The organism is Flavobacterium sp. CR10, assembly GCF_055814415.1.
In genome coordinates this window covers 1,738,201-1,756,799 of the sequence record NZ_CP185985.1, presented here as the reverse complement: position 1 = coordinate 1,756,799, position 18,599 = coordinate 1,738,201, and the positions used below count along the sequence as shown (strand labels likewise).

General features: G+C 37.9%; 5 protein-coding genes. All 5 read right to left on the bottom strand.

Translation table 11 applies throughout. From position 1 onward, the window contains the following. Nucleotides 1–14: 14 nt before the first annotated feature. Nucleotides 15–2,306, bottom strand: a complete 2,292-nt coding sequence (locus ACNRYB_RS07860; RefSeq protein ID WP_473729718.1) for an NADP-dependent malic enzyme — start codon at nt 2,304–2,306, stop codon at nt 15–17. A gap of 154 nt (nt 2,307–2,460) precedes the next feature. Then, nucleotides 2,461–2,886: a CBS domain-containing protein gene (locus tag ACNRYB_RS07855; RefSeq protein WP_111364849.1), complete on the bottom strand. Its 426-nt coding sequence runs from the start codon at nt 2,884–2,886 to the stop codon at nt 2,461–2,463. A gap of 482 nt (nt 2,887–3,368) precedes the next feature. Continuing rightward, entirely contained in the window at nt 3,369–5,381 is a 2,013-nt protein-coding gene (locus ACNRYB_RS07850; protein WP_473729717.1) for an OmpA family protein, read from the bottom strand. Between the two features lie 8 nt (nt 5,382–5,389). Beyond that, entirely contained in the window at nt 5,390–6,301 is a 912-nt protein-coding gene (locus ACNRYB_RS07845) for a PorP/SprF family type IX secretion system membrane protein (RefSeq protein WP_129748708.1), read from the bottom strand. Between the two features lie 47 nt (nt 6,302–6,348). After that, the gene (locus tag ACNRYB_RS07840; protein WP_473729716.1) at nt 6,349–18,504 is read right to left on the bottom strand and encodes an Ig-like domain-containing protein; all 12,156 of its coding nucleotides are present in this window, start codon (nt 18,502–18,504) and stop codon (nt 6,349–6,351) included. Between the last annotated feature and the right edge of the window lie 95 nt (nt 18,505–18,599).

Here is an 18,599-nt window from a genome sequence, read left to right as displayed (position 1 = left end):
CTTTGTAAGAACGTTTATTGTGTTATTTTATTCTTTTTGCTTTCTTTTTCCTGTGCATCAATAACAGCAATTGCCGCCATGTTGACCATTTCTTCAACACTTGCACCTAATTGGAAAATGTGAACTGGTTTGCCCATACCCATCATGATAGGTCCGATTGAGTTCACTTTGTACAATTCTTTTAATAATTTGTACGTAATATTTGCTGATTCTAAATTAGGAAAAACTAATGTATTTACTTTCTTTCCAGCTAATTTAGAGAATGGGAATTTCTCTTGAAGCATTTCTGGATTCAAAGCAAAATCTGCTTGAATTTCTCCGTCAACAATTAATTCTGGATGGTTTTTATGCAAGTAAGCTACAGCTTCTCTAACTTTTGAAGCGCTCTCACTTGTTGAAGAACCGAAGTTTGAGAACGAAACCATTGCAATAACTGGCTCAATTCCGAACATTTTTGCTGTTTTTGCCGTCATAATCGCAATATTAATCAAATCTTGTGCAGATGGATTAATGTTGATTGCTGTGTCTGACAAGAACATTGGTCCGCGAGACGTAAGCATCATATTTGCAGTAGCAATAAGTGAAGCATTTTGTGCTTTTGGAATTAACTGCATCATCGGTTTTACAACAGAAGGATAGCTTCTTGAGTGCCCTGTTACCAATGCATCTGCCTCTCCTTCATTAACCATCATGGCTGCAAAGTAGTTTCTTTCACGCATGAATTTTTCTGCATCCAGTTTAGAAACGCCTCTTCTTCCTCTTGTTTCCCAGAATGATTTTGCAAATTTGTTACGTCTTTCTGCTTCTTCATCTGTTTTAGGATCAATGATTTCAAGATCAGCATCAAAACCTAATTCTTTTTTCAATTCTAAAATCACTTCTTTGTTTCCTAACAAAATTGGGAATCCGATTCCGTCTTCGTAAACAATTTGAGCTGCTTTTAAAACGTTTAATTGATCTGCTTCTGCAAAAACAATTCTTTTCGGATCTAATTTAGCACGGTTTGTAATCAAACGCACCATTTTGTTATCGTTACCCATACGTTCGCGAAGAACATCTTCGTAAGCTGCCCAGTCTGTAATAGGATTTTTTGCCACTCCAGATTCCATTGCTGCTCTTGCAACTGCAGGTGCTACAACCGTAATCAATCTAGGATCGAATGGTTTAGGAATGATATATTCTTGACCAAAACCAAGTTTTGTTGCTCCATAAGCTACGTTTACCTGCTCTGGAACTGGTTCTTTTGCCAAAATAGCTAAGGCTTTTACAGCCGCCATTTTCATTTCTTCGTTGATTTTTGTCGCTCTTACGTCTAATGCTCCTCTAAAAATATAAGGGAAACCTAATACGTTATTTACCTGATTAGGAAAATCTGAACGCCCTGTAGCCATAATAACATCTTTACGAGTTTCTACAGCCAAATTATAGTCGATTTCCGGGTTTGGATTTGCCATTGCAAATACAATCGGATTGTTTGACATTGTCAATAACATTTCTGGCGAAAGAATATCTCCAGAAGATAATCCGATGAAAACGTCAGCACCTTTTACGGCTTCGTCTAAAGGAATTTTAGCTCCGTCGATAGCATATTTTAATTGTAAATCTGATAAAGATGGATTGTCTTTTGTTAAAAGTCCTTTACTGTTGTACATTAAAATATTCTCCACTTTTACTCCAAGTGAAACATATAAATCTGTACAAGCAATTGCAGCAGATCCTGCACCAGAAACTACCATTTTTACATCTTCAGCTTTTTTTCCTGCCAATTCAAGTGCATTGATTAAAGCTGCAGAAGAGATAATTGCTGTTCCGTGCTGGTCGTCGTGCATTACTGGAATGTCCAATTCTTCGATCAGTCTTCTTTCTATTTCAAAAGATTCTGGAGCTTTAATATCTTCCAGATTGATACCTCCAAAAGTTGGAGCAATATTTTTTACAGTCTGAATGAATTCTTCAACATTTTCTGTATCAATTTCGATATCAAAAACATCAATGTCAGAGAAAATTTTAAACAATAAACCTTTTCCTTCCATTACAGGTTTTCCTGCTTCTGGACCAATATTTCCAAGTCCTAAAACAGCTGTACCGTTTGAAATTACGGCTACTAAATTACCTTTTGCTGTATATTTATAAACGTCTTCTTTGTTTGCTGCGATTTCTAAGCATGGTTCTGCAACTCCTGGCGAATAGGCCAATGATAAGTCTCTTTGTGTTGCATATTTTTTTGTTGGAACTACCTGAATTTTTCCTGGAGTTGGCTCTGCGTGATACAGTAACGCTTCTCTTCTTTTACTCTCTTTGTTCATTGTTTTTAGCTTTTATTCTAGCTTACAAAGATATAAGTCTTGTTTTAAAATGGCGTCTTTTTAGCGTTTTCTTTTCCTAAAATCTATTCGAATAAATAAAAAAAGTCCAATAGAAATTGGACTCGTTTGAATTTTTATCGTTTTTAGGTGTGCTTTATTGAGAAATATAAGAATTCAAATGGTTGATGGTGTCTTTCTGAATTTCTATAATTGCCTTCACTACATCGCTGATTGAAATGACTCCAACCACATTTCCGTCTTCTAAAACAGGCAGGTGTCTTATTCTTTTTTCGCTCATAAGTTCCATACAATCTTCAAGATTATCTGAAAGTTTTACTGTAAAAACATGACTTTCCATAATCTCATGAACAAAAGTTTCTTTTGAAGATTTATCTTTCAGTACAATTTTCCTAGCATAATCTCTTTCAGATAATATTCCTTTTAAAATATTATCATCCATCACTAAAATTGCCCCAATGTTTTTTTCTCCCATAACTTTTAACGCATCATAAACCGTTAAATTGGAGAAAATCGAATAAACATTTCTTCCTTTTGCTTTAAGTATTTGATCTACAGTCATAATGAAAAATTTTTAGATTTATAAAGTTAAAACAAAAACCAACACAATCTGCAACGAAATCGATTTTTTAAAATCATAACCAATTCATTTTAAACATAATACATCAAAATTTAGATTTTCAAAATTATAGTGTAAAGAATGAAATTGTTTAGAATTGTTTTTTGAGGAAAATTAGATTTTTTAACGTTTACCGACCAGAAACTCCTAGCGGAGTTTTTTCATTTTTATTGATCTATCAAATGTCCCTACGGGACATTATAAATACGGATAAACATTTGCGTTCTACCAATCAGTCACTCCTAACGGAGTGTTTTTTTCACACATTATATATAATTCGAAACCCACTCCGCTAGGAGTGACTGATTGGTAGAAAAAAAAATCACACCACCCATCCATTATCCCGTAGGGATTATTTCTAAACAAAAAAACCTTTTCTAAAATTTAGAAAAGGCTTTTTGTAATTTATAAAGAAATGATTTTTATTACATCGCAACAATAATAAACTCGCTTCGTCTATTTTTCATGTGTTCTTTTTCTGAACATTTTACTCCGTCAGCACATTTGTTTACTAATTGTGTTTCGCCATAACCTTTTGCAGTTAGTCTGTCTTCGCTGATTCCTTTTTGAATTAACCAATTTTTAGTTGATTGTGCTCTTTTCTCCGAAAGAATCTGATTGCTTTCTGAAGAAGAACGGCTATCTGTATGCGAACGAATATCAAGTTTCATCGCTGGATATTCATTTAAAAGATTGACCACTTTCATTAACTGCGGTTCTGATGTTTTCTTGATGGTTGCTTTACCTAAATCAAAGAAATTCATAGGCAGATTTAACAGTTTTGCAATATCTACTCCTACTCTTATAGAACCCAATTTTACTGGACTGATTGTCGTTTTTTTGATTGCTACAGTTTTTGCTGCAAGTGGCTTAAATACTTTATTTAATGCAATCATTTGAGTAGTTTCTCCTTTTTCTTTAAGGATTGCTACCACAACTTCTTTAGCATTATAATCGTTTTTAGCCGTTCTAATAGTATATTTTTTACCGCATCTTAAATCAGGAAAAATGTAATTTCCTTTTTCGTCTGTAGAGATTGTTCCAACTGGATCAAATTTTTCGTTAAACAAAGTCAGAGATGTATTCGCTAAGATTTCATTTGTTTCTGCATCGGTAACCGTTCCAGATAAATTTTGTTCGCAGATTAGCCTTCTTGTTTCTGTAAATCTATAAATATCATCTAAACCTAGTCCATTCTCTCTGTTTGAAGAAAAATAACCGCTTCTGCTTTTACTGTCAATGCTAAAAGCAAAATCGTCTTGTTTGCTATTTACTGGTTCACCAACATTTAAAACGTCATCATAACTTCCGTTTGCTTTTATACGAGAAGCAAAAATATCCAATCCACCTAAACCTGGACGTCCGTCAGAAGCAAAATACAATTCGTTATCTCCAGAAATGAACGGAAAAGTTTCTCTTCCTTCCGTATTAATTGCTGGCCCTAAATTTTCTGGCGTGCCAAAAGTTCCATCTTGATTGATTGCAACTTTATAAATATCAGACTGCCCTAACGTTCCCGGCATATCTGATGCGAAATACAACGTTTTTTCGTCCACACTTAAAGCTGGATGCGCCGTACTATATTGGTCGCTGTTGAACGGAAGTTCTTTTACATTTTGCCAAGTGTTATCGATAAGTTCTGCTTTGTACAATTTAAGAAGCGTTACGTCTTTATCGTTGCTTCTTCTTTTACCGTCTGTAAAATTATTTCGCGTGAAATACATCGTACGTCCGTCTTTTGTAAAAATTGGACTTGACTCATTGAAGTTGTCTTTTTTCCTTTTTACTAAAAGCTCTGGTTTTCCAACGCTTCCGTCTGGCATTAAATCGGCTGTATATAGTCTAGAAAATGATCTGTTTGTCCATTGAAAATTGGATTTCACAACTCCGCCCGTATCGCGCGCAGAAGTAAAAACAATTTTGTTATTGTAAACTACACTTCCATAATCTGAATATCTTGAATTGACTCCTGCATCGGCTATTTGAAATCGGCCTGAGTTTTCTTTGATATCTTCTAGATAGTTTTTATCGCTTCTGATTAAATCTGCTCTTTTTTCCGCACTTGCCTTATGATTAAATTTCTGTAAAATTTCATCAGACTTACGATAATCTCCAGCTGATTTTAATGATTGTGCATATCGATACAAATATTCAGCATCTTGGTTTTCGTTTATTATAAATAATTGCTCATACCATTTTAATGCGCTTTTTAATTCTCCATTAAAATAATATGAATTTGCCAAACGCTGAATTATTCCTTGGTCGGTAGTCTGCTCAGTTACCAAACTCTCGTAAACTTTTATTGCATCCGCGTAAGCGTACTCTTCGTATTTTTTATCTGCATATTTTATGTTCATGTTTGTGAATAGGTTTTGTGCATTCACATTTGAAATAAAACTAGACAGTAAAAAGATCAAAATTATTTTTATAGCTTTCATAGGTTGTATTAAAAGAATCTTGGGGATATCATTTTATTGTAATTATTGAAGAATTCGAATCTTAAGAAAATCTCATGAGATCCAGAATTGTATTTTCTCAATTGCGTAGTTTCATGATCGTAACCATAACCGATATACATTCCTTTTGTTACTTGAAATCCTGCCATAGCACTAACAGATGCGCTCCAACGATAAGCAAGTCCTAAAACGAATTTGTCATTGAACATGAAATTTCCTGAAACATCTACTTGCAAAGGCGCTCCTTCTACCATTTTGGTCATTAAAGCTGGTTTGAATTTTATGTATTCTAAACGATCCAGATTAAACACATAACCTGCTATTAAATAATAATTGATTTTCTCTTTGAAAATAGCGACATCATCTGAATCATAACGATTTGTTTCTATAAAATTAGGAACCGATAATCCGATGTAAGCTCTATCTGAATGATAATAAATTCCGGCTCCAACATTTGGCGAAAATTTATTTTTTAGATTCTGAAATTGCGGATCATCTTGATCTTCATAGCTCAATTTATTAATATCGATATTGAAAAGATTGGCTGTTCCTTTGATACCAAAAGATAAATTCCATGATTCTGATGTTGGAATCGTATAAGACAAATCTGCAGATAAAGTATTTTCTACCGTTGGTCCGATTTTATCATTTACCAAAGAAACCCCAAGTCCTAAATCACTATTTTTTAAAGGTGTATTAACCGAAAAAGTACTCGTTTCTGGCGCTCCATCTAACCCAATCCATTGTGTACGATACAAACCAAAAACGCTTAAAGCTCCACGTGAACCTGCATACGCTGGATTGACTTCGATTGTGTTATACATGTATTGCGTGTACTGCGCGTCTTGCTGCGCATTGGACACAATCGAAAAAAACATAAAAACTAAAATTAATTTTTTCATTTATTAAGCTTTAAAACGGCTTAGCCTAAACTAAGCCGTATTCCATTTTATTTATTAAGGTATAAGTAACCAGATTCTTGGTGAGACTTCTGAGCGCTGTCTTTGTATTTTAAGATATAGAAATACGTTCCAACCGGAAGACCATCTGTTTGTTTGATTGTAGAACGTCCGTTAGAATATCCGACAAAAACTCTATCATTATTGTTATACTGATCTATATTGAAAACCAAAACTCCCCAACGATTATAAATTTCAACTGTATTGTCTGGGTAACATTCAATTCCTCTGATATAAAACCTTGCATTCTTGCTGTCTCCATTTGGAGAAAAAGCATTCATAACTTTAATAGAACATCCATTTAAGTCTAAAACTGTTGGACTATCTCCGCTGTTGCTTGCATCGTCTGACTGATCTTCTACCACTACTCCTCTTACGCTGCTTCCTTTTACAGTTGCCTGATTACTCACACTGCCTCGATTAATATCTTCTTGAGTGATTTTGTAAACCGCTGTAAAATTCGTTTCGTTAGATTCGTTTACTCCCAAATTAATTGCTTGCCCTGAAACTACAACTCCTGGTAATGGATCGTTTATTGTGATTCCAACAAGAGGGACATTTCCTGTATTGGTTACAGTAAATTTGTATGTAATTGTTTCTCCTGCATTTGCAAAACCGCTTTTATTTTCGTCATTGAAAACCGCTGTTTTGATAACCGAAATAGCTGGAACTTCAACAAAAACATTTAATACGGCTGTTGAACAATTTGTACCATTAGCTTTTTCACAAACCTGATAAGTCAACGGATAATTTCCTCCTGGCGTGTTTGGCTTAACATTTACCGTTCCGTCAGCATTCCATTCAAAATATGGACTTTCTGTTACAGGCTTAACTATAACATCTGCTGGATTTATTGGCTTACCGTTTATCAAATCATTATCTAAAACATTTACAAACTCTAATGAACCATTGATTCCATCGGCACTAACATCATTATCGTTATTTAATGTAATTTGATTATTTGTTGGCACAGTCGGATCTACAACATTATCAACTGTAATCTTAACTACTGCCTGACTGCAATTTGATGTATTTGCAGCTTCACAAATCTGATAAGTCAATTCGTAAACTCCATCTGCTGTATTTGCAGCGATGTTGATTGAACCGTCTGCATTCAATGAAATATTTGGATGCACAACCGGAACTGATAAAATAACATCTGAAGCTTTCAATTTTGCTCCGTTTAATAAGTCATTTTCAAAAATATTAATCGTAGCATTTGCTCCTTTTTTCACATTTATAGGTCCTGCTTCATCATTATTTGCTTTAATGCTAAATGTTGGATGCGCATTACAATCTGGCGTTGGTGGCGGATAAGCCACAGAAACTGTAACTGTCGGATTTAATGAAAACTGAATTTTTACACCATTTCTGGTAGCTTCAAATCCGTCTGCTCCTTCTGCCCAAATTCCGTTATTTAAAATCCATCCTGGCCAATCTGTTCCATTTTGGTTGCTATCAATCTCAGCTCCTGGCCATAAAATGTTTCCGCTTAATGGCAGATTGGTTTGAGTTGCCACTACATTATTATTGCTGTCAATCCATTTAACCGTTAATAAGTTATTTGTCGTGAAATTGTCTGGCGTAACAGTATAATTAACATAAGGAACGTTATTTGAACAATAGCTATTTGCAACTACTGTCATTTTTGGTTCTGTTACGGTAACTTTTACAACATTTGAATCACAGTTATTTGGATTTAGTTTCTCGCATATTGTGTACGTCAATTCATATTCTCCTGCAGGCGCATTAGGTGCTAATACAACATTTCCGTCTGCATCGACAGTTAAATATCCTTTTGGATCTGCTTGAGTTACTTTAAGATCTACATCAGATGGCGCTAATTTATTTCCATCTTTAGTATCATTCTCAAAAACGTTGATTACTTTCTGTGGAACGTTCACTCCAACTGCCGGCACAAGATCTTCATTCGCTACAAGATTTCCACCTGTAACTTTTATTATTGTAATTACCGAATCACAATTTGTTGGATTTGTGTTTTCACAGATTTTATATTCTACATTATAGTCCGCTGCTGGCGTATTTGGAGCAACAGTGATAGTGTAATCTGAATTTAACGTTAAACCTGTCGGAAGCATTCCGATAATTTCAAACTTAACTTCCCCCGCTGCTGTTCCAACCACAATCGGATTTCCGTTTAATTTGTCATTTGCAATTAATGAAATCGTAGTTCCTCCGATATTTCCGTTTATCGAAGCTATCACATCTTCAACCGCATCTATTACCGGCGTGCCTACCGTTACTTTCACAGTATTTGAACTGCAGTTGTCCGGGTTCAATTTCTCGCAGATTTCATAAGTCAATTCATAAGTTCCCGCTGGAGGATTGGCGCCTAAAACAATGTTTCCGTCTGTATCTACAGTCAGATATCCTTTTGGATCTGCAACTGTCGTTTTCAGCGTTACATCTGAAGGATTTAACGGCTGAGCATTTTTAGTGTCATTGTCAAAAACATTTTTGCCTAATGTCTGAGGAGCATTCGATCCTAAAACTGCTGGAATTTCATCTGCATTCGCTACAAGATTTCCTGCTGTTACTGGCACAATCACCGTTACTGAATCGCAGTTTAACGGATTTGTATTTTCGCAGATTTTATATTCTACGTTATAGTTTCCTTTTGGCGTATTTGGCGCAACAGTGATAGTGTAATCTGAATTTAAAGTTAATCCCGCTGGAAGCGTTCCGATAATTTCAAACTTAACTTCTCCTGCTGCTGTTCCAACTACGATTGGGCTTCCGTTTAATTTGTCATTTGCTGTCAATGAAATTGTTGTTCCTCCGATGTTTCCGTTTATCGAAGCTATCACATCTTCAACCGCATCGATTACTGGAGTTCCAACTGTTACTTTCACAGTATTTGAACTGCAGTTGTCCAGATTCAGTTTTTCGCAGATTTCATAAGTCAATTCATAAGTTCCAGCTGGCGGATTAGCTCCTAAAACAATGCTTCCATTTGCATCTACAGTCAGATATCCTTTTGGATCTGCAACCGTAGTTTTCAGCGTAACATCTGCTGGGTCTAACGGCTGAGCATTTTTAGTGTCATTATCAAAAACATTTTTCCCTAATGTCTGAGGAGCATTCGATCCTAAAACTGATGGAATTTCATCTGCATTCGCTACAAGATTTCCTGCCGTAACCGGTACCGTGATAGTTACTGAATCGCAGTTTAACGGATTTGTATTTTCGCAGATTTTATATTCTACGTTATAGTTTCCTTTTGGCGTATTTGGCGCAACAGTGATAGTGTAATCTGAATTTAAAGTTAATCCCGCTGGAAGCGTTCCGATAATTTCAAACTTAACTTCTCCTGCTGCTGTTCCAACTACGATTGGGCTTCCGTTTAATTTGTCATTTGCTGTCAATGAAATTGTTGTTCCTCCGATGTTTCCGTTTATCGAAGCTATCACATCTTCAACCGCATCGATTACTGGAGTTCCAACTGTTACTTTCACAGTATTTGAACTGCAGTTGTCCAGATTCAGTTTTTCGCAGATTTCATAAGTCAATTCATAAGTTCCAGCTGGCGGATTAGCTCCTAAAACAATGCTTCCATTTGCATCTACAGTCAGATATCCTTTTGGATCTGCAACCGTAGTTTTCAGCGTAACATCTGCTGGGTCTAACGGCTGAGCATTTTTAGTGTCATTATCAAAAACATTTTTCCCTAATGTCTGAGGAGCATTCGATCCTAAAACTGATGGAATTTCATCTGCATTCGCTACAAGATTTCCTGCCGTAACCGGTACCGTGATAGTTACTGAATCGCAGTTTGCTGGAACTGCCCCTACTTCGCAAATTATATATTCTACACTATAGTTTCCTTTTGGAGTTCCTGGAGCTACTGTAATAGTTCCAGATGGATTTAATGTTAGTCCAGATGGTAAAGTGCCTACAATATTGATCGTCACTTCTTGTGAATTAGTTCCAATTGCAACTTTATCACCATTTAGCGTATCGTTTTCTACTAGTGATATTGTTGTTCCGCCAATGTTTCCATTTATTGGAGCAATCGTATCTACTATTGCGTCTATTGTATTTACAACCTTAACCTCTGCTGTTGCTTTTTTACAGTTTGAAGGGTTTGCGTTTTTCTCGCAGATCTCGTAGATAATGCTGTATGTTCCGCTTGGCGTGTTTGCAGCTAGAGTAACGTCTCCGTTTGCATCAACGCTCAATAGTCCGTCACTGTCAATGGTAACTACTGTGTTGCCAGACGTAACAAATACTCCATCTAAAGTATCGTTTGATTTTACATTTCCGATAGTTGCCGCTGACGTTCCTGAAGTTTTTGTTCCGAAATTATCATTAACAGCAACTAAATCATTTACTATTTTAATTGTTACAGTAGCTGAATTACAATTTCCGCTGTTCGCAATTTCACAAATTGAATAGTCAAAAGTATAAGTGCCTGTTGGCGTATTTGGTTTAACTGAGACTGAACCATCTGTATCATTGAAATTTAATACTGAAGGTAAAGAACTAGTTAATGTTACATCAATATCAATTCTGCTTACTTCATTGCAATTTAAAATATCATTATCAAAAATATTAGCAATAACAGTCCCTCCAATAACCCCATTTGATGAAGAAATTGTATCATCATTTGCTTCAATAGCTCCAATTACTTTAACCGTTTGCGTACAGGTCTGTGTATTTCCTGCTGCATCTTTTGCTATCCAAGTTACAGTCGTGTTTCCGATTGGAAAACTTGATGGCGCATCATTTGTTACCGTTACAGTTCCGGTGCAGTTGTCTGATACCGTTGGCGTTCCTAAAACAACTCCTGATGCTGCGCATAAATTGGCATCTGCCGAAACCACTACCACTACTGGGCATGTGATTGATGGTTTCTGAATATCACTAATAATTACCTTTTGAGTCGCTGTTTCTGTGTTTCCGTTCCCATCATTAAAAGTCCAATTAATGGTGTAAGTTCCCTGAGCTGAATAAGTCAAAGGATCTGTCGTTGTTCCAATCACCGCTCCTGCACAATTATCTGTAGTCGTAGGAGCTGTTGCTGTTGCAGAACATTCTCCTGTAATATCAGCCAATGTTGGTTTTACAGGTTTCTGGGTATCTTTAACAATTACCTTTTGGGTGGCCGTTTCTGTATTTCCGTTACCGTCATTAAAAGTCCAGTTAATGGTGTAAGTTCCTTGTGCTGAATAAGTCAAAGGATCTGACGTTGTTCCGATTACTGTTCCTGCACAGTTGTCTGTGGTTGTTGGAGCCGTTGCTGTTGCAGAACATTCTCCTGTAACATCAGCCAATGTTGGTTTTGCAGGTTTCTGGGTGTCTTTAACAATTACCTTTTGGGTGGCCGTTTCTGTATTTCCGTTACCGTCGTTAAAAGTCCAATTAATGGTGTAAGTTCCCTGAGCATTATAAGTCAATGGATCGGATGTTGTTCCAGTCACCGTTCCTGCACAGTTGTCTGTGGTTGTTGGAGCTGTTGCTGTTGCAGAACATTCTCCTGTAACATCAGCCAATGTTGGTTTTGCAGGTTTCTGGGTGTCTTTAACGATTACCTTTTGGGTGGCCGTTTCTGTATTTCCGTTACCGTCGTTAAAAGTCCAGTTAATCGTATAAGTTCCTTGTGCTGAATAAGTCAAAGGATCTGACGTTGTTCCGATTACTGTTCCTGCACAGTTGTCTGTGGTTGTTGGAGCCGTTGCTGTTGCAGAACATTCTCCTGTAACATCAGCCAATGTTGGTTTTGCAGGTTTCTGGGTGTCTTTAACGATTACCTTTTGGGTGGCCGTTTCTGTATTTCCGTTACCGTCGTTAAAAGTCCAATTAATGGTGTAAGTTCCCTGAGCATTATAAGTCAATGGATCGGATGTTGTTCCAGTCACCGTTCCTGCACAGTTGTCTGTGGTTGTTGGAGCTGTTGCTGTTGCAGAACATTCTCCTGTAACATCAGCCAATGTTGGTTTTGCAGGTTTCTGGGTGTCTTTAACGATTACCTTTTGGGTGGCCGTTTCTGTATTTCCGTTACCGTCGTTAAAAGTCCAGTTAATCGTATAAGTTCCTTGTGCTGAATAAGTCAAAGGATCTGACGTTGTTCCGATTACTGTTCCTGCACAGTTGTCTGTGGTTGTTGGAGCCGTTGCTGTTGCAGAACATTCTCCTGTAACATCGGCTAATATTGGTTTTGCAGGTTTCTGGGTGTCTTTAACAATTACCTTTTGAGCAGCAGTTTCTGTATTTCCGTTACCGTCGTTAAAAGTCCAGTTAATGGTGTAAGTTCCTTGTGCTGAATAAGTCAAAGGATCTGACGTTGTTCCGATTACTGTTCCTGCACAGTTGTCTGTGGTTGTTGGAGCCGTTGCTGTTGCAGAACATTCTCCTGTAATATCAGCCAATGTTGGTTTTGCAGGTTTCTGGGTGTCTTTAACAATTACCTTTTGGGTGGCCGTTTCTGTATTTCCATTCCCGTCATTAAAAGTCCAGTTAATAGTATAAGTTCCCTGAGCATTATAAGTCAATGGATCGGATGTTGTTCCAGTCACCGTTCCTGCACAGTTGTCTGTGGTTGTTGGAGCCGTTGCTGTTGCAGAACATTCTCCTGTAATATCAGCCAATGTTGGTTTTACAGGTTTTTGGGTGTCTTTAACAATTACCTTTTGGGTGGCCGTTTCTGTATTTCCATTCCCGTCATTAAAAGTCCAGTTAATCGCATAAGTTCCCTGAGCATTATAAGTCAATGGATCGGATGTTGTTCCAGTCACCGTTCCTGCACAGTTGTCTGTGGTTGTTGGAGCTGTTGCTGTTGCAGAACATTCTCCTGTAACATCAGCCAATGTTGGTTTTGCAGGTTTCTGGGTGTCTTTAACGATTACCTTTTGGGTGGCCGTTTCTGTATTTCCGTTACCGTCGTTAAAAGTCCAGTTAATCGTATAAGTTCCTTGTGCTGAATAAGTCAAAGGATCTGACGTTGTTCCGATTACTGTTCCTGCACAGTTGTCTGTGGTTGTTGGAGCCGTTGCTGTTGCAGAACATTCTCCTGTAACATCAGCCAATGTTGGTTTTGCAGGTTTCTGGGTGTCTTTAACGATTACCTTTTGGGTGGCCGTTTCTGTATTTCCGTTACCGTCGTTAAAAGTCCAGTTAATCGTATAAGTTCCTTGTGCTGAATAAGTCAAAGGATCTGACGTTGTTCCGATTACTGTTCCTGCACAGTTGTCTGTGGTTGTTGGAGCCGTTGCTGTTGCAGAACATTCTCCTGTAACATCAGCCAATGTTGGTTTTGCAGGTTTCTGGGTGTCTTTAACGATTACCTTTTGGGTGGCCGTTTCTGTATTTCCGTTACCGTCGTTAAAAGTCCAGTTAATCGTATAAGTTCCTTGTGCTGAATAAGTCAAAGGATCTGACGTTGTTCCGATTACTGTTCCTGCACAGTTGTCTGTGGTTGTTGGAGCCGTTGCTGTTGCAGAACATTCTCCTGTAACATCAGCCAATGTTGGTTTTGCAGGTTTCTGGGTGTCTTTAACGATTACCTTTTGGGTGGCCGTTTCTGTATTTCCGTTACCGTCGTTAAAAGTCCAGTTAATCGTATAAGTTCCTTGTGCTGAATAAGTCAAAGGATCTGACGTTGTTCCGATTACTGTTCCTGCACAGTTGTCTGTGGTTGTTGGTCGCGTAACTGTCACAGAACATTCTGCTGTAATATCTGCTAATGTTGGTTTTGCAGGTTTTTCTGTATCACTAACTTTAACTGTTGAAACAGCCGATGTTTGCTCGCAGCTTGTTACTGTATTTTTAACTTTTACTTTATAATCTCCGTCAGAGTTTACAACTAATGAAGAAGAAGTTTGCCCAGAAATTACAGCATTGTTTCTGTACCAAACATAAGTCGCTGAACTTGCATTTGTAGCCGCTGTCAATGTTGTGGTTAAACAGGCCGTTAAATTTCCAGTTATAGTCGCGGTCGGCAATGCATTTACGGTTACAATATGTGTAGTAGTCGCAGGTCCGTTACATCCCGCAGCACTTGCTGTGATTGTAGTTGTTCCTGACCAGTTTGCAGCGTACGTCACCACTCCCGTTGTAGCATTAATTGTATTACCCCCTGCGATACTTGCAGGATCCAGATTATAACTAATACTTGTTGAATTACTTGCAGTTGTGGTTCTTGTATCTGTTCCTGCTCCTTGGCAACGAGAAGATGTTGTAGGAGAGAATGGTGAAATTGTCACATTTGGCGTTAAAGTTACAGTTCCTTGAATTGTTGCTTCTGTACAAGGTGCAGTATGTCCAACAGTTGTAATGGTGTAAGTGCCTCCTGCTGTTGGGTTTCCAGAAATTGTAATTGTTTTTGCATTAGTATCGACCGCAGCAGATAATCCTGCAGGCAAATTAGATACTGTAGCATTTGTAGCACTTCCTCCAAAAGTGTAAACAGCACTAGGGACTGATGCTCCAGAACAAACCGTTGGATTTCGAGTGCCACTTGTAAATACAATGCTAGAAGGGGTATTTATAACCGCTGCAACAGCAATTCTTGATGTTGAAGTACAACCTGCAGCTGTTACTGCACCCACATAGTAAGTTGTAGTAGCTGATAAAGTTGGAGTGTTAAAAGTTGCTCCAGTTCCTAATACTGTCAAAGTCGTAGGATCTGCATACCAATTAATAGTTGCACCTGTTGAGGCGGTTGCTTTTAATTGTAATGATCCTGCACCACAATTTGAAGCCTCTGTTGTCGAATTTATTGTTGGTATTGTATTTATTGTTGCTTTAACTTCAGTTCTTGTTGACGTTGTACAGCCATTATCTGTTGCTTCAACATAATAAGAAGTTGTTGCAGATAAACTTGGCGTAGTAAAACTCTCTCCTGTCCCTAATGATACTCCTCCTGTTGATGCAGCATACCAATTGATAGTTCCTGCTGATGCTTCAGCGCCCAAAGTTACTTCTCCAGTTCCACATCTTGATGCAGGAGAAACTCCTGTTATTGTTGGTTTTGCATTAATAACGAAATTTACCGCTGCTCTACAATTTGAATTACCTGAACAAGCCGCATAATATGTTTTTGTTCCTTCAGTAGCAGTGTTTGTCAATCCTGATCCTGCAACTCCCACTGGGTTAAATGAAGAGCCAGTATAAATCGATGAACCTCCAGTTGATGTAGTATACCATTCAATTCCACCTATAGTATAATTTACAGTAATCTGCATATAATCTACATATGCAGTAATGTCATTACTTGATGTTCTAGTGATACTTGCAGATAGAGCAATTCCAAAATTTGAATTATTAATATCTGCAGGAGTCCAAGTGGTATTCCATAAATCTGATGATCCACCATAATTTGCTGCAGAAGTAGAACTTGTTGACCAATTAGATCCTGTGATACCTTTATTTTCACCAATAACATTTCCTGCTTTAATTAAACTAACAACATTATCTTTAACATTCACAGTAGAGCTGGCAGTACTACTATAACGACCAATTGTAACTTGAATTCCAGTAATTGCAGCATTCGTAGGAATATTAAAATCAAAATCTGTTCCTTGAAGAGACCTTGTCGCAACAGTGGTGTTCCCTCCACTATTAACAGTTGCAGATGCATAGCTTGAATCATTAGAAGTCACTCTCGAAGGATTAGACCAAGAAAGTGATGCCGTACCTACACTATTACCTAATCTTGCGATTTTTGCTCCTGAGCTATTAGACGTTCCACATGGAGAAGAAGCTGTTAATGACCCCGTTCCATCTTGACAAATAGCAACACCTGTAGCCGTTGGCGCTCCTGCAACAGCATTAACAACAATTCCTGCATTAGGTGCAGAAGTACATCCTTGCGCATTTGTTGTAGTTACAGAATAAGTTCCTGGTACCAATCCAGAAAAAATACCAGTTGTACTATTTACTGGAGCAGAAACAGGATTGGTTCCCGTTAATGTATAACTTATTCCTGAACCGTTTGCAGGTGTATTAACCGTTATAGTCCCAGTTGGAGATGCACAAGTTGTTTGCGTTACACTCACAGTTGGTGCTGCAGGCAAAGCTAAAATTGAGATATCATCAAGGGCAGTACTTGTTCCATTAAAATTTACACCAGGAACATTTGATTGCCCAGTTCCCTCATAAGTTTTATTTGCAGTGCCATAAGCATTTGTAAATGCGGTTATTCTTCTAGTAGAATTGGCAGTTGTACGTGTTGGGTCAAAGTACAATGCTTGAGCATTTGCACTATAAATTCCTGCCGCCATAGAAGCGGCAACTTTTCCAACTAAAGTTATAGTAACAACTGCATTTTGTGCAATATTAAATCCTCCAAAAACGGGATTATTAGCGGTAGCTGTTGTCGAATTGGCTAAAGTTCCTGCTGGCCCCGAAGCTCCTGCAGAATAAGTTGCAATAGCCGAATCGAATTCAATACCTGTTGGAAAACTAAAATCCAACATCACTCCAGCCGCATTTCCAGCTCCCGTATTTTTTATTTCGATTTCATAAGAAACTTTTTCATCAATAGAATTACAAACTGCAGTGGTCGATAATGTTTTTACTTTTGTTTCAAGAACTGGAAAACAATTTGCATTAACCTGTAAATTTGGCGGTACGTCTGCTACTGTAAAAGTCGATACATAACCATCTGTTCCAGCTATAGCACCGTGAGTAATTCCTTTTCCTGCATTAGATTTACCAGCCGCTCCCCCAATTACTTTTGTTGTAATGGTTACTGAACTTGAAACATTGTGGCAGATAATTCCACCTCCTCCACCTCCACCTGGTCCATGCTCGTTATTATTGTCGTTTTCAGTATTTCCTCCTGCTCCACCACTAGCTTGAATTTGAATGTTGGCAGTACTATTATTAGAAACATTCAATAAAACTGTTCCTCCTGCTCCTCCTCCTCCAGCACCATCTGGTGAGTTAGCATAAGTTCCTGGTGCTCCATTTCCCCCATTTGCATAAATAGTACCATTCCCTAAAACATTTCCAGCATTAATAAGGATAATTGCCCCTCCAACACCTCCTTTTACACCAGAAGAGGCATTATTTGCATCTCCGGCGCCACCGCCTCCCCCCATAATAAGCCTTGGAAATTTTTCAATTACAGTATACGATATTGATCCTGGTCTTCCTCCTCCTGTAAGATTATTAGAAAAGAGATCTCCTCCTCCTCCTTGCCATCCAGCTCCTCCAAGACCACCAAACCCGCCATTACCACCGCCACCTCCACCGGTGTTGTGGTCATTACCACCTCCTCCTGCATTGGCAGGAGCACCTCTTCCAGCAGAGCCTCCTGGCATTCCTTCCACTGTATTTGCTACCTGATTAAAGCCATCCCACATATACTTAGGCGTACCAGCTATTCCTTCCCCTTTTCCAGAAACATTACTTTTTGAAGAGTCATCAACATAAGTTTTAGAATCGTTAGTATTCGAATCTGCTTTTGGGCTATATCCTCCTCGAAACCCCCTTGCACTACCATCAATGCTAAAACCATTAAAATTGAATGTTCCAGAAACATTAAAAGCAATAATACCACCGGCAACTCCATTAAATGGTGGTGTAGTAATATTGGCTGTAAGGGTTAAATTAGAGTATTGAGGTACTCTCACTACTTGAAATGTTCTCTTTCCTCGTGTTGTTGTAGCATCTGCATTATAAAAACTATTCAGGACGCCATTGTTCGTGCCTGTGCCTTTAAATGTCAAATTCCCTCCAGTTAAGGGCACACTGTTTGTTGCAATTACATACTCAAAAACTCCAGTATTACCACGAGACGTAAATCCTGTACCCCCTTGACTATCTGGACCGCTATTTGTTGTTCCCGAACCATAACTATTTGTATTTGTATAATTTATGGTTGCATCCTGCATTTGAATAATTAAAATCAAGTCTCCAGCTGAAATCGGAATAGCTCCAAAATTATTCGAATATTGATCCGTTGCAGGCACTCCAGCTAACAAAATAGATTGAGCTCCCGCATTTAAAGTAATATTTCCTGAAATTGGATAATACGTATTTACAGATCTTGAAACGGCAACAGGTCCATCAACTCCAGGAGTTCCGCATACTTGTGCGAATGAAGTTATTGGTAATATGGCAAATAGGATAAAAAGAATTAGTCTAGAAAATCCAGACTTACAAAAAGTAGAGTTACGCATAGACGACTTGTGTTTGTGGAACAGAAATTTTGGATACTAAAAAACGGATGATCGTTTTTAGTATATGTGTGAGATACGTGAAAAAATATAAATTG